Genomic DNA, 20,502 nt, shown 5'->3' with positions numbered 1-20,502 from the left:
CCCCAGATGCGTGGCGCGCCGGTGTGTGCCGCCGTAGGGATGATGTCCGGCGAGTACCGGACAAGACCTCGTCACAGTATCCACCGGGCCCGGAACGCCCCGCGCCACCCCGGGGATTCAGACGCGGGGCAGGCTCTCAGCCTCGAGGCCGCCCTCGATGGCCAGGATGCGGTGCAGCCGGGTGGCCACCAGCAGCCGCTGCATCTGGGGCGGCACCCCGCGCAGCACGAGCCGGCGGCCCGCCCGGCCCGCCCTCCGGTGCGCCCCCATGATCACGCCGAGCCCGGTGGCGTCCCAGGAGTCCAGGTCGGTCAGGTCGAGTACGAGATCCCCGCCGCCGGAGTCAACGGCGGTGTGCAGGGCCGTACGGGCGTCCGCCGCGCTCCGGACGTCCAGTCGGCCCCCGACGACCAGCTCGGCGTGGTCGCCCCTGATGTGCATATGCGCTCCCCTGGATGGTGCGTCGTCGTGTCGTCAATGCGCCATTTCTCTCTACAGAACTGACTGCCTCTCACCCGAGGAAGTTGCCGTCTGTAAGCGAACCGATACCGAATTCACCCGAGAGGGTGAGTTACGGGCCTGGCGCCGCACCAGGGCCCTCAGTAGCGGTAAAAGCCCCCACCGCTCTTGCGGCCGATGTCACCCGCGTCGACCATCCGGCGCATGATCTCCGGTGGCGCGAACTTCTCGTCCTGGGACTCGGTGTAGATGTTGTCGGTGGCGTGCAGCAGGATGTCCACGCCGGTGAGGTCGGCCGTCGCGAGGGGTCCCATCGCGTGGCCGAAGCCCAGCTTGCACGCGATGTCGATGTCCTCGGCCGTGGCGACCCCGGACTCGTAGAGCTTGGCGGCCTCGACCACGAGTGCCGAGATCAGGCGCGTGGTGACGAAGCCCGCGACATCGCGGTTGACGACAATACAGGTCTTGCCCACGCCCTCCGCGAACTCCCGCGCCGCGGCGAGCGTTTCGTCACTCGTCTTGTAGCCGCGCACCAGTTCGCACAGCTGCATCATCGGGACCGGCGAGAAGAAGTGGGTGCCGACGACCCGCTCCGGGCGCTCCGTCACGGAGGCGATCTTGGTGATCGGGATGGCGGAGGTGTTGGACGCGAGGATCGTGTCGTCCTTGACCAGGCCGTCGAGGGTGCGGAAGATCTCCCGCTTGACCTCGATCTTCTCGAAGACGGCCTCCACCACGACGTCCGCGTCGGCGGCGGCGTCGAGGTCGGTCGTGGTGGTGATGCGCGCCAGCGCCCGTTCGGCGTCCCCGGCGTCCAGCTTGCCCTTGGAGACGAACTTCTCGTACGAGGCGCGGATGCCGTCGGTGCCGCGGCGCAGCGCCTCATCGGTCACATCGCGCAGCACGACGTCCCAGCCCGCCTGGGCGGAGACCTGCGCGATCCCGGACCCCATGAGTCCGGCTCCGATGACCGCGAGCTTCTTGGCCACGACACACACCCCTTCGTCGACGTTCGGTGTGCGTGGACCTTAACGCCCGTTCACCCCTTCGGGCACCCCTTGGTAAGGCGCGTCACGGTGTGTTCTTCACCGCATAGTTGAGCACCGTGTCGCTGAGGAGCGACTCCATGACGTCGACCGCCCGCAGGGCGTCCTCGGCGACCTCGTCCACGCCGCCGCCCTCCGCGAGGGCGCGCATGATCCAGCGCTGAACGGCGTTCTGCAGCCCGACGAGTTGGTGGGCGACGAACTCGGGAGTCGGGTCCTCCGGCGCCGCGGCCACCTCCTCGCGCAGGGTGACCCCGAGCCGGTTGACCGCCTTGCCCTGGATGGTGAACAGCCGGGCCATCAGCGTGGGCGACTCCGTCATGACCTGCCGGAACCGGTCGTAGCCCGCGCTCAGCCCGACATACGCGTGCCGCTCCCGGAGGTCCTGGCGCAGCTGCCCCAGGATCGCCCGCGCCGCCGACTGGCCGACCGCGCGCTCCCGCACGAGCCGGGAGGGCCGGTCGACGACCTCGTCCTCGCGGTCGACGAAGAGGTCTTCCTTGGCCGGGAAGTAGTTGTAGACCGTGTTGACGGAGACCTCGGCCGCCTCGGCGATCTCCGCGATCGTGACCGCGTCGAAGCCGCGCTCCATGAACAGCCCGGTCGCCACGTCCGAGATGTACTGCCTGGTCTGCCGTTTCTTCCGCTCCCTGAGCCCTTCCGCCATGTCCCCATCCTAGCTTCGTTGGACTCACTCTGTTTTTGGGGTCATTGCAAAGTTTAAGTGGCTCTGCTTTTCTGGACGGCATGCCAGTCATCACCACGAGCGGGCTCGCCCGCACCTTCCCCACCAAGCGCGGCCCCGTGGAGGCCGTCCGCGGCGTCGACCTGACCGTCGAGGCCGGGGAGATCCTGGGCTTCCTGGGCCCCAACGGCGCGGGCAAGACCACCACGCTCCGCATGCTCACCACGCTGCTCCCGCCCACCGGCGGCACCGCGACGGTCGCCGGGCACGACCTCGCCGCCGACCCGGGCGGGGTGCGGCGCCGCATCGGGTACGTCGCCCAGTCCGGCGGGGTCGACCCCACCGTCTCCGTACGGGAGGAACTGGTCACCCAGGGCCGCCTCTACCGGCTCCCGCGGCGCGAGGCCGTGGCCCGCGCCGGCGAACTGGCCGAGGACCTGGGCCTGACCGAGTTTCTGGACCGCCCCTGCGCCGCCCTCTCCGGCGGGCAGCGGCGCCGTCTGGACATCGCGCTGGGCCTCGTCCACCGGCCCGGGATCCTGTTCCTCGACGAGCCGACGACGGGTCTTGACCCGGCCGGGCGCGCCGATCTGTGGGACCTCATCCGGCGGCTGCGCGCCGAGCAGGACATGACCGTCTTCCTGACCACCCACTACCTCGACGAGGCGGACGCGCTCGCCGACCGGCTCGTGGTCGTCGACCAGGGCCGGGTGGCCGCCGAGGGCACGGCGGCGCGGCTCAAGGCCGAGTACGGCGGCTCGCCGGACGCCACGCTCCAGGACACCTTCATCGCCATCACCGGGCGCCGCGCCGCCCCGCGCGACCCCGCCCCGCTCGCCGTCTGACCCCGGGATCCCCCATGCCTCACGTCATCTCCGACACGGCCCTGATCTTCCGCCGCTACGCCCGCCAGACCCTGCGCTCCAAGCCCGCCATGGTCTTCGGCCTCGTCCAGCCGCTGCTGTTCCTGGTCTTCTTCGGTCCGCTGCTCACCGGCATACCGCTGGGCGGCGCGGGCGACTCCTGGCAGACCATCGTCCCCGGCATCCTCATCCAGCTCGGCATGTTCAGCGCCTCGTTCGCCGGGATCGGCATCGTCTTCGAAAAGCGCACCGGCGTCATCGAGCGGATGCGGGTCACCCCGGTCAGCCGGTTGGCCCTGCTCATGGGCCGGGTGCTCAAGGACGTCGTGCAGCTCCTGCTCCAGTCCGTGGTGGTCGTCCTCGTCGCCGTCGCCATGGGGCTGCGCGCGCCGCTGCCGGGCGTCCTGATCGGCTTCGGCTTCGTCGCCGCGCTGACCGTCTCGCTCGCCTCGCTCTCGTACGCGCTGGCCATGCGCGTGGAGTCGCCGCAGGGCTTCGCCCCCGTCATCAACTCCGTCACCATGCCCGCGATGCTGCTCTCCGGCATCCTGCTGCCGATGTCGCTCGGCCCGCGCTGGCTCGACATCACCTCGCACGTCGTGCCGTTCCGCTACCTCGTGGACGGCGTACGGGCCGCCTTCGCCGGGGACTACGGGGACGGCAGGATCGGGCTCGCGTGCCTGGTCGCCACCGGGCTCGCCGCCGTCGCCGTCACCCTCGGCGCCCGGCTCTTCCGGCAGGCCGGCGCGTAGCCGCTGCGCGTAGGCTCGGCCCCATGGTCAATCTCACCCGCATCTACACGCGCACCGGGGACAAGGGCACCACCTCCCTCGGCGACATGAGCCGCACCGACAAGACGGACCTGCGGATCGCCGCGTACGCCGACGCGAACGAGGCGAACGCGGCGATCGGAGTGGCCATCGCGCTGGGCTCGCTGCCGGCCGAGATCACCGAGGTCCTGGTCCGGGTCCAGAACGACCTGTTCGACGTGGGCGCCGACCTGTCCACCCCGGTGGTCGAGAACCCCGAGCATCCGCCGCTGCGCGTCCAGCAGACCTACATCGACAAGCTGGAGGCGGACTGCGACCGCTTCCTGGAGGACCTGGAGAAGCTGCGCAGCTTCATCCTCCCCGGCGGCGCCCCGGGCGCGGCCCTGCTGCACCAGGCGTGCACGGTCGTACGGCGCGCGGAGCGCTCCACGTGGGCGGCCTTCGCCGAGCACGGCGACATCATGAACCCGCTCACCGCGACCTACCTCAACCGCCTGTCCGACCTGCTCTTCATCCTGGCCCGCTCGGCCAACAAGGAGGTGGGCGACGTCCTCTGGGTCCCCGGCGAGAACCGCTGACGCGGGGTCTCCCCCGCGTCCGGCCCGGCGGGGGCCTGCTTCGGCCAGAGGGTGTAGCTCAGCGCGATGATCACGTTGATGCCCATGACGAACAGCATCTTCCCCTGCCAGTCGCGCAGTGAGCCGATGTCGCCGTCGTCGCCGACGTACCAGATCGCCGCCTGCAGCAGCGCCATCGCGATGGCCGCCGCCAGGATCCAGCGGGCGGCGGTCTTCCATTCGTGGGCCGCGCGCGCCATGCCGTACTTCGGCGGCTTCACCGGCGGCGGGCCGTTGAAGAAGCGGTGGGCCACCCTCGCGTCGACCCACGTGATCGTCTGGTGGCCGAGGGCGATCGAGAAGCCGATGTAGGCGGCGGCGATGCCGTGCTTGACGTCCGGTTCTGCGCCGTTCTTCAGGTCGATCGCCGTCGCCACGAACAGCACCACCTCCAGCAGCGGTTCGCACAGCAGCACGGCCACGCTCGCACGCGGCATCCTGGCCACGTACCGCAGCGCGAGCCCCACGGCCAGCAGGACCCAGAAGCCGACCTCACAGGCGATGATCAGCGCGACGATCACGGTTCGCTCCTCTCGGTTTCTCCTCTCCCACCGTTCCGTGCGATCCGGGCGTCCGCCTCGTCGCGGGCGATGAAACCCGGCTGCATCCTTCGATGTACGCCGTGCGGGGACAAGCACGTCCCCAAGGGGAGGCCCGCGCGCCGTCTCGCGTGCTGTGATGGAGCCATGCCTGCCCGCCCCCACCGCGACGACCTGCTGATCGCCCTCACCGGGGTGCTCGGCGGGGCGCTGCTGTGGGCGCTGGGGCTGCACAACAATCCGCCGTTCTTCGGTACGCCCCAGTGGTCCGGGCTGGTCGCCCTCGTCGTCATCTCGGGGGCGGAGCTGCTGCGGCGTACGGCGCCGGTCGTGGGGCTCGGCATCGGGACCGTCGCCGTGGCCGTGGACCTGTGCAGCGGCGGGCTGGCCGCGACACTGCTGATGTACACGGACCTGATCTACGCGTGCGTCATGTACGGCACCCCCGCCACCGCCCGCCGCGTCCCCCGGCTGTGCGTGCTGGTCGCGGCGCTGGCGACGGCCGTGCCGCTGGCGGTCTTCCAGGAGCCCGAGACGCTGCTGATCGGCATGCTCGTCGCGGTGTTCACCATCAGCCCGGCGTGGACCGGGGTGCTGGTCCGCAACCACCGGGAGGAAGCCGCGGCCGAGCGGCTGCGCGCCGAGCAGACCGCGCTGCTGGCCGAGTTGGACCGCCGGGAGGCGGTCACCGCCGAGCGGGCCCGCATGGCCCGCGAGTTGCACGACATGGTGGCGGGCCACCTGTCCGCCATCGCCATCCACTCCACCGCCGCCCAGTCGCTCAAGGACCCGGCCGCGACGGAGGAGGCGCTCGGGGTCATCCGGGAGAACAGCGTGCACGGACTGGCCGAGATGCGGCGGCTGATCGGGCTGCTGCGGGACACGCGCGACGCGGACCGGCCGTCCGCCGCGCCCACCCTCGACGCGCTGGACACCCTGCTGGAGCAGGCCAGGAGCACCAGTTCACCGGGCGGGCAGGACTTCGTCCTGTACGACGAACGCCCGCCCGGCTCCGCCCCGCTGCCCGCCCCGGTCGAACTCGCCGCGTACCGCATCGTCCAGGAGTCGCTGACCAACGCCCTCAAGCACGCCGGGCCCGGCAGGGTGGACGTGACGCTGACGCACTCGGCGGACGGTGCGGACGGCGCCCTGGAGGTCCGCGTGACCAGTCCGTTGGGCGAACGCCCCGCGCCCCGGGCGCCCGGCTCCGGCACCGGGCTGGTCGGGATGCGGGAACGTGTGACGCTGCTCGGCGGCACCCTCGACGCGGGCCCCGCCCCCGGACCCTCCGGCACGGTGTGGCGGGTGCGGGCCGCCCTGCCGCTGGGTGACGGGGCATGACCACCATCCACAACCGCACGGGAGTCGCGGTGCATCCGAACCCCGAGGAGCCCATCCGGGTGCTCGTCGCCGAGGACCAGGCCGCGGTGCGCTCCGGGCTCGTGCTCATCCTGCGGTCGGCGCCCGGCATCGAGGTGGTCGGCGAGGCCACCGACGGCGAGGAGGCCGTGGCGCGGGCCCGGGCGCTCCGCCCCGACGTGGTGCTGATGGACGTCCAGATGCCCCGGCTCGACGGGGTCTCCGCGACCCGTCAGGTGGTCGCCGAGGGGCTGGCGGACGTGCTGGTGCTGACCACGTTCGACCTGGACGAGTACGTTTTCGGCGCGCTGCGCGCCGGGGCGGCCGGCTTTCTGCTCAAGGACAGCGACGCGGCACGGCTGGTCGAGGCGGTCCGTACGGTCGCGCGCGGTGAGGGGCTGATCGCGCCCGCGGTGACCCGTCGGCTGATCGCGGAGTTCGCCCGATCCGGCGCCGGGACGGTGGCCGATCCCGCCGTGCTCGCCGCGCTCACCCCGCGCGAGCGCGAGGTGCTGGGCTGTCTGGGCCGGGGGATGTCGAACGCGCAGATCGCGACGCACCTGACCATGGCGGAGGCGACGGTGAAGACCCACGTCAGCCGGCTGCTCGGCAAGCTGGACCTGCGCAGCCGGGTCCAGGCGGCCGTCCTGGCGCAGGAATTGGGGGTATAGAGAAGACCGTTACGCGACGTTGACGCGCTGGCCGGGCGGGGCGGCCTCCAGCCAGGCCAGGAAGCCGGTCAGGGCGTCGTCGCTCATCGCCAGCTCCAGCCGCGTGCCGCTGTGGCGGCAGGCCAGGATCACCGCGTCGGAGAGCAGGGCCAGCTCTTCCTCGCCCTTGGGGGTACGCCGCTCCAGCACCTCGATCGAGGCGCGCTCGAGCGTCCGCCGAGGCCGGAAGGCGTACGAGAAGACCCGGAACCACTCGATCCGGTCACCGTTGTAGCGGGCGATCCCGTAGACCCACCCCTTACCGCTGGGCTCCGCCTCGGGTCCGGGCGCGCCCCAGCGCATGGAACAGTCGAAGGTGCCGCCGGAGCGCTGGATCAGCCGCCGCCGCAGCCCGAAGACGAAGAGTCCCGCCACCACCAGCGCGACGACCACGCCGCTCACGAGCAGAGCGAGGACCATCTTCACCGACCTCCTCGCCTCATCCGGAAAAACCGCACCTGCATCGCCTCAGCCGCGGACCGCTGAAGAGGAGCTCCAGCGAGGTCCGCGGCTGAGGTTTTCCGACCGTACGTGACAGGCTCAGTGCACTCCCGCCACCGCACGCAGCCGGACGTCGGCGCGCCGCTCGGCGGCGGCGTCCGCCGCCGACTTGGCGCGCTCCAGCGCCCGCTCCGCGCGCTTGACATCGATTTCGTCGGACAGCTCCGCGATCTCGGCCAGTACCGAGAGCTTGTCGTCCGCGAACGAGATGAACCCGCCGTGCACCGCGGCGACGACCGTCCCGCCGTCGCTCGTACGGATGGTCACCGGGCCGGACTCCAGCACACCGAGCAGCGGCTGGTGGCCGGGCATGACGCCGATGTCACCCGATGTGGTGCGCGCGATGACCAAGGTGGCCGTGCCGGACCAGACACTACGGTCCGCCGCGACCATCTCGACGTGCAGCTCAGCAGCCAACGTGGCTCCTCGGGTCTGAAACCTGCCGGGAACGACAGGGCTTTCGTCAAAGAATAACGGGCGTACGGAGAGGGGTGGGACCGGGCCCACCCCTCTCCGGAGCTAGGACGCTCAGGAGACGCCCAGCTCCTTGGCCTTCGCCTTCAGGTCGTCCAGGCCACCGCACATGAAGAACGCCTGCTCCGGGAAGTGGTCGAACTCACCGTCGGCGATCGCGTTGAACGCGGCGATCGACTCGTCCAGCGGCACGTCCGATCCGTCGAGCCCGGTGAACTGCTTCGCCGCGTGGGTGTTCTGCGACAGGAAGCGCTCGATGCGGCGGGCGCGGAAGACGGTGAGCTTGTCCTCCTCGCCCAGCTCGTCGATGCCCAGGATGTTGATGATGTCCTGGAGGTCCTTGTACTTCTGCAGGATCGACTTCACGCGCGAGGCGCAGTCGTAGTGGTCCTGCGAGATGTAGCGCGGGTCCAGGATCCGGGACGTCGAGTCCAGCGGGTCCACCGCCGGGTAGATGCCCTTCTCCGAGATCGGCCGGGAGAGCACCGTGGTCGCGTCGAGGTGCGCGAAGGTGGTCGCCGGGGCCGGGTCGGTGAGGTCGTCCGCGGGGACGTAGATCGCCTGCATCGAGGTGATCGAGTGACCGCGGGTCGAGGTGATGCGCTCCTGGAGGATGCCCATCTCGTCGGCCAGGTTCGGCTGGTAGCCCACCGCGGAGGGCATGCGGCCGAGCAGGGTCGAGACCTCGGAACCGGCCTGGGTGAAGCGGAAGATGTTGTCGATGAAGAACAGCACGTCCTGCTTCTGCACATCGCGGAAGTACTCCGCCATGGTCAGACCGGCCAGGGCGACGCGCAGACGGGTCCCCGGGGGCTCGTCCATCTGGCCGAAGACCAGCGCGGTCTGCGGGAGCACGCCGGACTCGGCCATCTCCTCGATCAGGTCGTTGCCCTCACGGGTGCGCTCGCCGACACCGGCGAACACGGAAACGCCCTCGTGCAGCTTGGCCACACGCATGATCATTTCCTGGATGAGGACGGTCTTGCCGACGCCCGCGCCGCCGAACAGACCGATCTTGCCGCCCTTGACGTACGGGGTCAGCAGGTCGACGACCTTCAGGCCGGTCTCGAACATCTCGGTCTTGGACTCGAGCTGGTCGAACGCCGGGGCCTTGCGGTGGATGGACCAGCGCTCGGTGACCTCGGACTCGGCCTCGGGCTCGTTGAGGATCTGGCCGAGGGTGTTGAACACCCGGCCCTTGGTGACGTCGCCGACGGGCACGGTGATACCGGCGCCGGTGTCGGTCACCGCGGCCTGGCGGACCAGGCCGTCGGTGGGCTGCATGGAGATGGAGCGCACCAGGCCCTCGCCGAGGTGCTGCGCGACCTCGAGGGTCAGGGTCTTCTTCGCCCCGTCCTCGGCCGGGTCGGCGATCTCGACGTGCAGCGCGTTGTAGATCTCCGGCATCGCGTCGACGGGGAACTCCACGTCGACGACCGGGCCGATGACCCGCGCGACGCGGCCCGTCGCCGTGGCCGTCTCAACAGTGGTGGTCATAGTTGTCAGTCACTCCCCGCAGAGGCGTCGGCCAGAGCGCTCGCGCCACCGACGATCTCGCTGATTTCCTGGGTGATGTCGGCCTGGCGGGCCGCGTTGGCAAGCCGCGTGAGCGACTTGATGAGTTCATCGGCATTGTCGGTCGCCGACTTCATCGCCCGCCGGGTGGCCGCGTGCTTGGAGGCGGCGGCCTGCAGCAGGGCGTTGTAGATCCGGGACTCGACGTACCGCGGCAGCAGCGCGTCGAGGACGTCCTCGGCCGACGGCTCGAACTCGAAGAGCGGCAGCAGCTCGCCCTTCTTCTCCTGCTCCTCCGCCTGCTCCTCGAGGCTGAGCGGCAGCAGCCGGTCCTGGACCGGGGTCTGCGTCAGCATCGAGACGAACTCGGTGAACACGATGTGCAGCTCGTCCACGCCGCCGTCGGCCGTCTCCTGGAGCACGGCCTCGATCAGCGGTCCGGCGATCTTCTTGGCGTCGGCGTAGGTCGGGTTGTCGGTGAAGCCCGTCCACGACTCCGTGACCTTGCGCTCACGGAAGGCGTAGTAGGCGACGCCCTTGCGGCCGACGATGTAGGTGTCGACCTCCTTGCCCTCGCCCGTGAGCCGCTCGGTGAGCTGCTCGGCCGCCTTGATGACGTTGGAGGAGTAGCCGCCCGCGAGCCCGCGGTCGCTCGTGATGAGCAGCACCGCGGCGCGGGTCGGGTTCTTGGCCTCCGTGGTCAGCGCGTGCTGGGTGGTGGAGCCCTTGGCCACCGCGCCGACCGCGCGGGTCAGCTCGGTGGCGTACGGGGTCGACGCCGCCACCTGGCGCTGCGCCTTGACGACGCGCGAGGCGGCGATCATCTCCATCGCCTTGGTGATCTTCTTGGTCGCGGAGACGGACTTGATCCGCCTCTTGTAGACCTTGACCTGGGCACCCATACTCAGCCCTCGCCCAGCAGCTTGCCGTCCGAGGTCTCGAACTGCTTCTTGAAGCCGTCGACGGCCTCGCCCAGCGCCGCGATCGTGTCGTCGGACATCTTGCCGCCCTCGACGATGCTGGTCAGCAGACCCTTGTGCTCGCGGTGCAGGTGGTCCAGCAGCTCACGCTCGAAGCGGCGGACGTCCTCGACCGGCACGTCGTCCATCTTGCCGTTGGTGCCGGCCCAGACGGAGACGATCTCGTCCTCGGTGGAGAACGGGGCGTACTGGCCCTGCTTCAGCAGCTCGACCATGCGCGCACCGCGCTCCAGCGACGCCTTCGAGGCCGCGTCCAGGTCGGAACCGAAGGCGGCGAACGCCTCCAGCTCACGGTACTGGGCGAGGTCCACGCGGAGGCGGCCGGAGACCTGGCGCATGGCCCGGTGCTGCGCGGAACCACCGACTCGGGAGACCGAGATACCGACGTTCAGGGCCGGCCGCTGACCGGCGTTGAACAGGTCGGACTCCAGGAAGCACTGACCGTCGGTGATGGAGATGACGTTGGTCGGAATGAACGCCGACACGTCGTTCGCCTTGGTCTCGACGATCGGCAGACCGGTCATCGAACCGGAGCCCATCTCCTCGGAGAGCTTGGCGCAGCGCTCCAGCAGCCGGGAGTGCAGGTAGAAGACGTCACCCGGGTAGGCCTCACGGCCCGGCGGGCGGCGCAGCAGCAGCGACACGGCGCGGTACGCGTCGGCCTGCTTGGACAGGTCGTCGAAGACGATCAGGACGTGCTTGCCCTCGTACATCCAGTGCTGACCGATGGCCGAGCCGGTGTAGGGCGCCAGGTACTTGAAGCCCGCCGGGTCGGACGCCGGGGCGGCGACGATCGTCGTGTACTCCAGCGCACCGGCCTCCTCCAGCGCGCCGCGCACGGACGCGATGGTGGAGCCCTTCTGGCCGACGGCGACGTAGATGCAGCGGACCTGCTTCTTCGGGTCGCCGGAGCGCCAGTTGTCACGCTGGTTGATGATCGTGTCGACGCACAGCGCGGTCTTGCCGGTCTGCCGGTCGCCGATGATCAGCTGACGCTGGCCGCGGCCGATCGGGGTCATGGCGTCGACGGCCTTGTAGCCGGTCTCCATCGGCTCGTGCACCGACTTGCGCTGCATCACCGTGGGGGCCTGCAGTTCGAGGGCCCGGCGGCCCTCGGTCTCGATCTCGCCGAGGCCGTCGATCGGGTTGCCCAGCGGGTCGACGACGCGGCCGAGGTAGCCCTCGCCGACGGCTACCGAAAGGACCTCGCCGGTGCGGTGCACCTGCTGGCCCTCCTCGATGCCGCTGAACTCTCCGAGGACAACGGCACCGATCTCGCGCTCCTCGAGGTTGAGGGCGAGGCCGAGGGTTCCGTCCTCGAACTTCAGCAGTTCGTTCGCCATGGCCGAGGGAAGACCCTCGACCCTCGCGATGCCGTCGCCGGCAACGCTGACCGTACCGACCTCCTCGCGCGAGGCCGCGTCCGGCTTGTACGCCTGGACAAAGTTCTCCAGCGCGTCCCGGATCTCCTCCGGCCGGATCGTGAGCTCCGCCATCTGGGTTCCCTGCTCTCCTTGTTGGGCCCGAAGTAAGTGACTACGGCCCAACTCGGGCCGCTTACATGCTTGTTGAGTTGGTGGCTGGATCAGCCGGCCATCCGCCGGCTCGCCTCTTCGAGGCGGTCCGCGATGGTCCCGTTGATGACCTCGTCGCCGACGCGGACGACGACCCCGCCGAGGACCTCCGGGTCCACGTCGAGATTGAGGTGCACCTGGTGTCCGTACAGTGCCGCCAGGGCGGCGCCGAGGCGCTCCTTCTGCCGGTCGCTGAGCGGCACCGCCGAGGTGACGACCGCGACCATCCGGTCCCGGCGCGCCGCGGCGAGCCTGGACAGCTCGTCGAGACCCGCCTCCAGGCTACGTCCGCGCGGCTGGGTCACAAGACGCACGACAAGCCGCTCGGTGACCCGGTCGGCCCGGCCGCCCAGCAGCTCGCGCACCAGTCCGGCCTTGGCCGTACCGGTCGCGCGCCGGTCGGCCAGCGCCGACCGCAGCTCGGACGAGGAGGAGACGATCCGGCCGAACCGGAACAGCTCGTCCTCTACGTTGTCGAGAGTGCCGGCCCGCTGGGCCGCCACCAGATCGGCGCTGCTCGCCAGCTCCTCGACCGCGTCCGCGAGGTCGCGCGAGCGCGACCAGCGGGAGCGGACCATGCCGGAGACCAGGTCCAGGACCTCGCCGCCGACCTGCCCGCTCAGCAGGCGCCGGGCCAGCTCGGCCTTGGCCTCGCCGGGCTGCGCCGGGTCGGTGAGAACCCGGCGCAGCGAGACCTCACGGTCGAGCAGCGCGGTGACGGCGGCCAGCTCGTCGGCGAGCTTCGCCGCGTCGACGGACGTGTTGTCCGTCAGCGCGTCGAAGCGCTCGCGCGCGGCAGCCAGTGCCTCCCTGCTCGCTCCGTTCATCGTCCGGCCTCGGCCTTCGAGTCGTCGGCCGCCTTGGCCTCGAGGTCGTCGAGGAAGCGGTCGATGGTGCGGCTCTGCCGGGCGACGTCCTCGAGGGACTCGCCGACGATCTTGCCGGCCAGGTCGGTGGCGAGCTTGCCCACGTCCTGGCGCAGGGCCGTACCGGCCTGCTTGCGCTCGGCCTCGATCTGGGCGTGACCGGCCGCGATGATCTCCTCACGCTGCCGCTGGCCCTCCGCGCGCATCTCAGCGATGAGCGCGGCACCCTGCTCCTGCGCCTCCTGGCGCAGGCGCGCGGCCTCGTGACGGGCGTCGGCGAGCTGGGCGCGGTAGTCCTCGAGGACCTGCTGGGCCTCGGCCTGAGTTGCCTCGGCCTTCTCCATTCCGCCCTCGATCGCCGCGCGACGCTCGTCCAGAACCCGGTTGATGTTCGGGAGGAGCTTCTTGGCGAAGAAGATGAAAACGATGGCGAAGGCGATCAGGCCGATGACCAGCTCTGGGAGCGGCGGGAGGAGTGGGTTCTCCTTCGCCTCCGCCAGGGGTACCAGGGCGTTCACATCCGTACCTTTCGTCGCAACAGCTATCGGCTAGTGGTGATCACGGGCCGTAGACGAACGGCATGACCAGGCCGATCAGGGCGAGCGCCTCACAGAGGACGAAGCCGAGGATCTGGTTGGCGCGGATCAGACCGGCGGCCTCGGGCTGGCGGGCCATGGCCTGGGTGCCGTTACCGAAGATGATGCCGACGCCGACGCCGGGACCGATCGCGGCGAGGCCGTAGCCGATCGAGCCGAGGGAGCCGGAAACACCATCAGCAGCGAGGGACTGGAGAGCGGACATGCCGGTTCTTCCTTCTGTTTCATGGGCCGGTGGGGGTTGGCCACCGGATGTCTTGCGGACTCGGGCAGGGTGCTCAGTGGTGCTCGGCGAGAGCGCCCTGGATGTAGTTGCAGGCCAGCAGGACGAAGACGTACGCCTGAAGGGCCTGGATGAACAGCTCGAAGATGGTCAGCAGGATGACCATCACGAACGAGACGCTCGCGTACGCGACCCCGATGCCGTTCAGCAGGTACCAGCTGGCGATCGTGAAGATCAGCAGCAGCACGTGGCCGGCGAACATGTTGGCAAAGAGCCGGACGGCGTGGGTGAACGGCCGGATGAGCAGGTTGGAGAACAGCTCCAGGACCATGACCAAGGGCAGGACCGGGCCGAGCGACTTGTCGTAGCCGGAGATGTTCTTCCAGCCGCCGACGAAGCCGTGCTTCCTGAAGGTGAGGCTCACCCACAGGATGTAGACGATCGCGGCGAGTCCCGCCGGGAAGGCGATGATCGACGTCGCCGGGAACTGGGCGATCGGAATGACCGACCACAGGTTCATGATCCAGATGAAGAAGAACAGGGAGACCATGAGGGGGACGTACTTGTCGCCCTCCTTCTTCCCCAGGGCCTCGTAGACGATGCCGCGGCGTACGAAGTCGTAGCCCGCCTCACCGACCATCTGGAGCTTGCCGGGGACGACCTTGGCCTTCCCGAAGGCGGCCCAGAAGAACGCCACGACGACGACGGTCCCCAGCAGGGCCAGCAGCATCGGCTTGTTGAACTCGAAGCCGCCGATCGTCGCGATCGGCTCGAACGTGAACGAGTGAAGCCCTGGGGCCGGGAAGCCGCACCCGTCGAAGATGTGGCAATCGGTCTCGAAGGCGAGCGTCTGGTCAGGACTCACCGCGAGCTCCTTCAGCGTGGCGCATGGGTACGGCAACCTCGATGTGTCGGCGCGGCGCATGGCCACGGAACGGCACTGGACTGGTTCTTACGAATGTGGGGGCGGCTTGTGTGCACAAGACCGATGGGCTCACGGGCAGCAGCTGCATGGGCCGCCGATTCCGTCCCGTGGAATCCGGGGGTTCAGCCGCCTGCGCCCGCTGTGCCTCAGATGAAACCGGACGATAGCAGGTGAGCGCAGGGGTCTTTATAGCGGCCCTACAGATCACGATGCGGACCCGGCGGGGGAGGCTTCCTTCTCCCTCGCCGGCTTCTGTTCGTCCTCGGCTTCCGGTTGCACGTAGAGAATCTTGGCCTTCATGTGAGCACGGGTCTGCGCCGCGATCCACGTCAGTGTCGCAGCAAGCAGGGAGAACGCGAACGCCCGGGTGTTGAAGAGGGTGGTGTCCTTGAAGACGGCCAGCACAACCGCGATGAGCAGGAACTGCACCATGTAGAGGGCGAGGCCCATCATCTGGAACAGCTGCGGAAGATACTTCGCGGTGCGCACGAGCACGATCAGGTCGATCGTCATGACCGCGGCCACGAGAATGGTCCCGAAAGCGGCCCCGATCGCGCCCTTTCCACCGGCGAGCACAGAACTGGCGGCAACGGCGACCACCCCGACCACGGCGGTGGGCACGGCGCAACTGAGCAGCGTTCTGGCGTCGTTGGACTGCATGAAGGGTTTCTCCGGCAAGAGTCGGAAGCAACGATTCGTCGTGGACGAGCGTATCCCCGGGGAAGGGAAGAACCTCACGGCGAAGGACCGTCGCACTACGGTCCCTGGGCTCTAGCACCGGGTTTAGTGAACGGTATCACAAACTATTTGATGAGGTCTTTACCCGTTCGATGTGCTGCACATCACACATGCGAGTGACGCAGTGCGCATGTGTTGACGCACTGCGTCACCGCTACTGCGGGGTTCCGATCTTCCTGCGATGAGTGAAACGGGACCGGTCGCCGATCGCCGTGGCGCCGTTGAGCCCGGCGGGCAGCGGCTCGGGCGCGGCCGCCTCCGGCTGACCCGGCTGCTCCGGTCCGGACGCCCCGGCCGCCTCGGGCTCTTCCGCCCGGACCGCCGGTGCGGTCTCGGCCGTCCGCGCGGGCGCGGCCCGGCGGCGGTAGCGGGGCGGTACGAACGCCTCCGCCCACCGCGGCACCCGCGGGGTGAACCGCGGCAGCAGCAACAGCACCAGCCCCACCGCGCTCAGCACGACGATCGCGAGCACGAACCACACACCGGCCGAGTTCACCGAGTACGCGACCGCGCCGAAGGCGATCAGCGCCGACCAGAAGTACATGATCAGCACGGCCCGGCTGTGCGAGTGGCCGATCTCCAGCAGCCGGTGGTGCAGATGGCCGCGGTCCGCCGCGAACGGCGACTGGCCGCGCCAGGTGCGCCGGACGATGGCGAGCACCAGGTCCGCGAAGGGCACCGCGATGACGGTGAGCGGCAGCAGCAGCGGGATGTAGACCGGCACGGTCGCGTGCACCGCCGCCGTCTCGGATCCGGCGAACAGCTTCATCGCGTCCGGGTCCACCTGGCCCGTGATGGAGATCGCACCCGCCGCGAGCACCAGCCCGATGAGCATCGAGCCCGAGTCGCCCATGAAGATCCGCGCGGGGTGGGCGTTGTGCGGCAGGAAGCCCAGGCACATGCCCATGAGGACGGCGGCGAACAGGGTCGCGGGGGCGGCGGCCTCCAGCCCGTAGCCGAACCAGATGCGGTACGCGTACATGAAGAACGCGGCGGCGGCGATGCACACCATGCCGGACGCCAAACCGTCCAGCCCGTCAACGAAGTTGACCGCGTTGATGGTGATGACGACCAGAGCCACCGTCAGCAGCGTGCCCTGCCAGGGCGTCAGTGAGACGGGTCCCACACCGGGCACCGGCAGCCACAGGATGGTCAGACCCTGGAGCACCATCACACCGGCGGCGATCATCTGGCCGCCCAGCTTGATGAGCGCGTCCACGCCCCACTTGTCGTCCAGCACGCCGAGCAGCCAGATGAGCCCGGCGCCGGAGAGCAGCGCGCGCGGCTCGTTGGACGTCTCGAAGACGTCCTTGAGGTTGGTGAGGTGAGCGGCCACCAGCAACCCCGCGCAGAGGCCGCCGAACATGGCGATGCCTCCGAGCCGCGGAGTGGGCTCACGGTGCACATCGCGGGCCCGGATCTCCGGCATCGCACCAGCGGCGATGGCGAACTTCCGCACCGGCCCGGTGAGCAGATACGTCACCGCGGCCACGATGCACAGAGTCAGCAGGTATTCACGCACCTATTCCCCAGACGTCGCGAGGCAGATCAGGGCCACACCCTAGGAGACCTCACCCTAGCCTGCTCCGGTTCCCGATGTGCCGGGGACCGGCAGTGGCGCACGGTGTTCCACGGCCACCTCGCCGAACCTTCTGCGCATGTACGACAGATCCTCCGGCAACCCGGCGGAGGTGACCGGGCGCGCCCGCCGTGACGTGGCGATCCGCCCGATCGGCAGCGCGCCGGTCCGCTCCCACAGCAGCCTGCCGTCGTCGCCGATGCGGCCGCGGGTCTCGCCCCGGTTGTCCGGGTGCAGACGTACGGAATGTCGAGGTAGCCCGCGCGGAAGGCGCGCAGCAGGGCCTCCCCGATGTCCGGGTGGAGGTTCAGCACCGCCTCGATGAGGGCGGTCGGCCTCGCGGTAGGTCTGGGTGTCGGTCCCGGGGTCGGGCGCCCGGCCGGTGCGGGCCGCCGCCCGGTCCGCGTACTCCAGCGCGGCCACGTTCTCCTCGATGGTCGGGATGCGCCGGGATTTGGCCACGGTCTTGACGATCAGCCGCTCGGCCCCGCTCGCCACCGCCAGCTCGGCCGCCCGCCCCAGCAGGCGGTAGGCGCCGTGCTCGGTGGTCGGGTACAGCCCCATGTACGCGTACACCACCACGTGCCAGTCGTCGGTGGGCAGCAGTTCGCCGCACAGCCGTCGCAGCGCCGCCACCGCCTCGCGGTCCTGCCCGGGGTGGGTCTGCTGGGCGTAGCTCACGGACACGCTGCGCACCCCGTGCCGGATGAAGAAGAGGGCTTCCAGCACGCTGATCGCGATCAGCTGGCTGGGCGGGCACAGCTGGCCCAGCATGCAGCCGCCGAAGGTCTCCAGATGCGGTTCCACGCCGCGCTCGCGCAGCCCCGCGAACACCTCGCAGCTCTCCCGCCAGTTCCGTACGGATTCGGTCAGCGGTGTCCGCCCGTAGGGCAGGCAGTACGACACCGGCCCGCCCTCGCTGGCGCCCAGTCCCAGCCGGGTCAGCGTCCGGAAGATGTCGGCCGGGGCGGCGGAGCCGTGCCGCACCTGGACCGGGAAGCCGGGGCCGCTCGCCGCCGAGAGGACCCAGCGGGTGACGGGCTCCTCATGGCTGACGATGGGGTAGCCGTTGAGGTCCTGGCCGTCGCGCAGCGCCCGTTCGACCGCCTGGAGGTGGCCGACCCGGGTGTGGGCGTCGAGTGTGATGGTGCCCACGGTGAACGCGTCGGCGGCCCGGGTGGCCGCCAGGCCCTCCCGCATCCGGCGCGGGTCGCCGAAGCCCATGCGCGGCTGCACCACCAGGCGGCCGTCTCCCCCGTGGGCGCGGACGAACGCGCCGAACCCCTCGCTCATCGGGCCGGGGCCCGGCCCGCGAGGGCGGGCGGGTTCGCCCGGAGGGCGTGGACGAAGCCGCGCAGGGCGGTGGCGGGGTCGGCGCCGTCGTCGAAGACCGCGTCGTAGCCCGCCGCCATCAGCTCGGCGGCCCGTTCGCCGTCCTCGCCCCCGGTGACGCCCAGCTTCCCGCCGATCACCACGGGGGTGGTGGCGAGCGGGCCGCCGGCGCGCAGCCGCCGGATGACCCGCAGGCCGTCCTGGTAGCCGTGGCCGTTGACGCTGCTGATCACGACCATCTCGGGCCGCACCGCGCGGCACTCCTCGATGAGGACGTCGTCGGGGACGCAGGGGCCGAGGTTGACCACGCGGTAGCCCAGCTCCTCGATCAGCCCGAGGCGACGCTGCCCGCGCTGCCGTTGCCGATGTATCCCTCGAAGCCGTCGGGGGCCGTCTGCATCCGGGAGGCGTAGTCGTCGTACATGACCCCGGCGAAGACCCCTGCTCGGCTGCCCCGCAGCGACCGCGGATCGACGCCCGCCCGCTCGAACGCCTCCCAGGACGTCTCCAGCAGCAGCCGCTGCTGCGGGTCCATCGCCAGCGCCTCACGCGGCGAGATCCCGAAGAACTCCGGGTCGAACTCGGCGGCGTCGTGGAGGAAGCCGCCCTCCCGGGCGTAGGTCTTGCCCTGCCGGTCCGGGTCCGGGTCCGGGTCCGGGTCGTACAGGTTCTCCACGTCCCAGCCACGGTCCGCGGGGAAGTCCGAGATCGCGTCGGTCCCGCTCGCGACCAGGTCCCACAGCTCCTCGGGGGACCGCACACCACCGGGGAAACGGCAGCCCATTCCCACGATCACGATCGGGTCGTCGTCGGCGGCGACCGTCGAGGCCACCGGTGCCGGGGCCGTCTCGGTGGTGCCGAACAGCTCGGCGTGGAGGTGCCGGGCGAGCGCGTCGGGCGTGGGGTGGTCGAAGACCAGGGTGGCGGGCAGCCGAAGCCCGGTGGCGGCGTTGAGCCGGTTGCGCAGCTCCACCGCCGTCAGCGAGTCGAAGCCCAGGTCCTTGAACGCCCGGCTCTCCTCCACGGCCCTTGCCGAGCCGTGCCCGAGCACGATCGCGACGTGTCCGCGCACGAACTCCAGGAGTTCCGCGAGCCGTTCGGCCTCGGGACGCCCGGCGAGGCGCTGGGCGAGGCCCCCGGAGGCGGAGGCCGCCATGGCCCGGGTGCGGCGTACGGGGCCTCGGACCAGTGCGCGGAGGATGGCCGGGGCGGTCCCGTCCGCTGGGCGCAGCGCCGTCGTGTCGAGCCGCGCCGCCAGCAGCAACGCCTCATCGGACCCGACACCGGCGTCGAACAGCGCCAGCCCCTCGTCCGACGACAGCGCCCTCAGCCCCGAACGCGCGATCCGGGCAAGGTCTGCTCGGCCCAGCTCAGCGGTCATTCCGCTGCGCTGCTCCCACAATCCCCAGGCCAGCGAGGTCGCGGGCAGACCCTCGGCGCGACGCACCGCCGCCAGCGCATCCAGGAACACATTCGCCGCCGCGTAGTTGCCCTGCCCCGCGCTGCCCAGCACACCGGCGGCCGCTGTGGTGGTGCCCGCCTCGGCGCCCGGTGTGACGGTGGAGCGGGTCGCCGACCCGCTGGGGTGCCGGGCCGCCGGCCACGCCAACCTCCGGTTCGACTCGGTGCGGCTGCCCGCCACCAGTGTGCTCGGCAGCCCCGGCGCACCGCTTCCGCTGCTGGTCACCACCGCGCTCGCCTACGGCCGCATCTCGGTGGCCTGGGGGTGCGTGGGCATCCTGCGCGCATGCCGCAACACCGCGGCCAAGCACGCCGCCACCCGCAAGCAGTCCGGCGGGCCGCTCAGCGAACACCAGCTGGTCGGGCGCCATCTGGCCGAGCTGTTCGTCGCCGAGCAGACCGCCTCCCGGGCGTGTGAGCACGCCGGCGACCGCTGGGACGCGGGCTCTCCCGACATGGTCATCTCCACCGTGCTCGCGAAACACGTCAGCGCCGGCCACGCCGCCACGGGGGCCGCCGCGGCGGTCCAGGTGATGGCGTCGGCGGGAGCCCGGGACGGCCATGTGGTGGCGCGTGCGTACCGGGACGCGAAGCTGATGGAAATCATCGAGGGCAGCAACGAGATCTGCCAGTTGATCCTGGCACAGCACGCCGTTTCCACGGCGGAATGACGAATCAGGGGGAATGATC

At 70.4% G+C, this 20,502-nt stretch carries 21 protein-coding genes and 3 pseudogenes; 6 read left to right on the top strand and 18 right to left on the bottom strand.

The window, feature by feature from the left end:
* Positions 1-117: 117 nt before the first annotated feature.
* From ABZ562_RS10540 to ABZ562_RS10530, 3 genes are all read right to left on the bottom strand, one after another.
* On the bottom strand, positions 118-441 hold the full coding sequence (locus tag ABZ562_RS10540) for an STAS domain-containing protein (protein WP_361476334.1): 324 nt from the start codon (positions 439-441) through the stop codon (positions 118-120).
* A gap of 158 nt (positions 442-599) precedes the next feature.
* On the bottom strand, positions 600-1,448 hold the full coding sequence (locus tag ABZ562_RS10535) for a 3-hydroxyacyl-CoA dehydrogenase family protein (RefSeq protein ID WP_361476332.1): 849 nt from the start codon (positions 1,446-1,448) through the stop codon (positions 600-602).
* A gap of 82 nt (positions 1,449-1,530) precedes the next feature.
* A complete protein-coding gene (locus tag ABZ562_RS10530; RefSeq protein ID WP_361476330.1) occupies positions 1,531-2,172 on the bottom strand; it encodes a TetR/AcrR family transcriptional regulator in 642 nt (213 codons plus the stop codon).
* Between the two features lie 80 nt (positions 2,173-2,252).
* Between ABZ562_RS10530 and ABZ562_RS10525 the strand changes: the two genes are divergently transcribed.
* From ABZ562_RS10525 to ABZ562_RS10515, 3 genes are read left to right on the top strand one after another with little or no spacing between them, the layout of a single operon-like run.
* A complete protein-coding gene (locus tag ABZ562_RS10525) occupies positions 2,253-3,035 on the top strand; it encodes an ATP-binding cassette domain-containing protein (protein WP_361476328.1) in 783 nt (260 codons plus the stop codon).
* A 14-nt stretch (positions 3,036-3,049) separates the two neighbouring features.
* Positions 3,050-3,805: an ABC transporter permease gene (locus ABZ562_RS10520; RefSeq protein WP_361476326.1), complete on the top strand. Its 756-nt coding sequence runs from the start codon at positions 3,050-3,052 to the stop codon at positions 3,803-3,805.
* A 23-nt stretch (positions 3,806-3,828) separates the two neighbouring features.
* Positions 3,829-4,401, top strand: a complete 573-nt coding sequence (locus ABZ562_RS10515) for a cob(I)yrinic acid a,c-diamide adenosyltransferase (RefSeq protein ID WP_361476324.1) — start codon at positions 3,829-3,831, stop codon at positions 4,399-4,401.
* Here the strand turns inward: ABZ562_RS10515 and ABZ562_RS10510 are convergent.
* Positions 4,305-4,961 (bottom strand): hypothetical protein, encoded by a 657-nt coding sequence (locus ABZ562_RS10510; RefSeq protein ID WP_361476322.1) that lies wholly within the window; start codon positions 4,959-4,961, stop codon positions 4,305-4,307. The genes ABZ562_RS10515 and ABZ562_RS10510 overlap by 97 nt on opposite strands.
* A gap of 165 nt (positions 4,962-5,126) precedes the next feature.
* On the opposite strand from ABZ562_RS10510, the gene ABZ562_RS10505 reads away from it, so the two are divergent.
* Positions 5,127-6,320 (top strand): histidine kinase, encoded by a 1,194-nt coding sequence (locus tag ABZ562_RS10505; protein ID WP_361476320.1) that lies wholly within the window; start codon positions 5,127-5,129, stop codon positions 6,318-6,320.
* Positions 6,317-7,009 carry a response regulator transcription factor gene (locus ABZ562_RS10500; RefSeq protein ID WP_361476318.1) on the top strand — a complete coding sequence of 231 codons (693 nt, stop codon included), beginning with the start codon at positions 6,317-6,319 and terminating at the stop codon, positions 7,007-7,009. Before ABZ562_RS10505 ends, ABZ562_RS10500 begins: the two co-directional genes overlap by 4 nt.
* Before the next feature lie 9 nt (positions 7,010-7,018).
* Here the strand turns inward: ABZ562_RS10500 and ABZ562_RS10495 are convergent, their stop codons facing one another.
* From ABZ562_RS10495 to ABZ562_RS10430, 14 genes and pseudogenes are all read right to left on the bottom strand, one after another.
* Positions 7,019-7,468, bottom strand: a complete 450-nt coding sequence (locus ABZ562_RS10495; RefSeq protein WP_361476316.1) for a DUF2550 domain-containing protein — start codon at positions 7,466-7,468, stop codon at positions 7,019-7,021.
* Between the two features lie 120 nt (positions 7,469-7,588).
* Positions 7,589-7,966, bottom strand: a complete 378-nt coding sequence (locus ABZ562_RS10490; RefSeq protein WP_361476314.1) for a F0F1 ATP synthase subunit epsilon — start codon at positions 7,964-7,966, stop codon at positions 7,589-7,591.
* 111 nt (positions 7,967-8,077) lie between these two features.
* Positions 8,078-9,520, bottom strand: a complete 1,443-nt coding sequence (gene atpD, locus ABZ562_RS10485) for a F0F1 ATP synthase subunit beta (RefSeq protein ID WP_361476312.1) — start codon at positions 9,518-9,520, stop codon at positions 8,078-8,080.
* A gap of 5 nt (positions 9,521-9,525) precedes the next feature.
* The gene (locus tag ABZ562_RS10480) at positions 9,526-10,440 is read right to left on the bottom strand and encodes a F0F1 ATP synthase subunit gamma (protein ID WP_361476310.1); all 915 of its coding nucleotides are present in this window, start codon (positions 10,438-10,440) and stop codon (positions 9,526-9,528) included.
* Between the two features lie 2 nt (positions 10,441-10,442).
* Positions 10,443-12,014, bottom strand: a complete 1,572-nt coding sequence (gene atpA, locus ABZ562_RS10475) for a F0F1 ATP synthase subunit alpha (protein ID WP_361476308.1) — start codon at positions 12,012-12,014, stop codon at positions 10,443-10,445.
* An 89-nt stretch (positions 12,015-12,103) separates the two neighbouring features.
* Positions 12,104-12,919, bottom strand: a complete 816-nt coding sequence (locus ABZ562_RS10470) for a F0F1 ATP synthase subunit delta (protein ID WP_361476306.1) — start codon at positions 12,917-12,919, stop codon at positions 12,104-12,106.
* Positions 12,916-13,476 (bottom strand): F0F1 ATP synthase subunit B, encoded by a 561-nt coding sequence (locus tag ABZ562_RS10465; protein WP_361476304.1) that lies wholly within the window; start codon positions 13,474-13,476, stop codon positions 12,916-12,918. Before ABZ562_RS10465 ends, ABZ562_RS10470 begins: the two co-directional genes overlap by 4 nt.
* Before the next feature lie 40 nt (positions 13,477-13,516).
* Positions 13,517-13,759 carry an ATP synthase F0 subunit C gene (gene atpE, locus ABZ562_RS10460; protein ID WP_361476302.1) on the bottom strand — a complete coding sequence of 81 codons (243 nt, stop codon included), beginning with the start codon at positions 13,757-13,759 and terminating at the stop codon, positions 13,517-13,519.
* A 73-nt stretch (positions 13,760-13,832) separates the two neighbouring features.
* Entirely contained in the window at positions 13,833-14,642 is an 810-nt protein-coding gene (atpB, locus tag ABZ562_RS10455) for a F0F1 ATP synthase subunit A (RefSeq protein WP_361476300.1), read from the bottom strand.
* A 264-nt stretch (positions 14,643-14,906) separates the two neighbouring features.
* Complete coding sequence (locus ABZ562_RS10450; protein ID WP_361476298.1) at positions 14,907-15,362, bottom strand: hypothetical protein; 456 nt, start codon at positions 15,360-15,362, stop codon at positions 14,907-14,909.
* Positions 15,363-15,594: 232 nt separating this feature from the next.
* Complete coding sequence (locus tag ABZ562_RS10445; protein ID WP_361476296.1) at positions 15,595-16,932, bottom strand: MraY family glycosyltransferase; 1,338 nt, start codon at positions 16,930-16,932, stop codon at positions 15,595-15,597.
* An 84-nt stretch (positions 16,933-17,016) separates the two neighbouring features.
* Positions 17,017-18,312, bottom strand: a pseudogene (locus ABZ562_RS10440) (methylaspartate mutase).
* Positions 18,309-18,722, bottom strand: a complete 414-nt coding sequence (locus ABZ562_RS10435) for a cobalamin-dependent protein (protein WP_361476458.1) — start codon at positions 18,720-18,722, stop codon at positions 18,309-18,311. Before ABZ562_RS10435 ends, ABZ562_RS10440 begins: the two are co-directional and overlap by 4 nt.
* A pseudogene (locus tag ABZ562_RS10430) lies at positions 18,683-19,879 on the bottom strand (beta-ketoacyl synthase N-terminal-like domain-containing protein); the annotation flags it as partial. The gene ABZ562_RS10435 and the pseudogene ABZ562_RS10430, both read right to left, overlap by 40 nt.
* Between ABZ562_RS10430 and ABZ562_RS10425 the strand changes: the two are divergent.
* Positions 19,869-20,483: pseudogene (locus ABZ562_RS10425) on the top strand (acyl-CoA dehydrogenase); the annotation flags it as partial. The pseudogenes ABZ562_RS10430 and ABZ562_RS10425 overlap by 11 nt on opposite strands.
* Between the last annotated feature and the right edge of the window lie 19 nt (positions 20,484-20,502).

This window comes from Streptomyces sp. NPDC019937, assembly GCF_040631655.1.
GTDB lineage: Bacteria > Actinomycetota > Actinomycetes > Streptomycetales > Streptomycetaceae > Streptomyces.
Note: the sequence above shows the minus strand (reverse complement) of the source record. Positions and strands in the feature narration are given on the sequence as shown.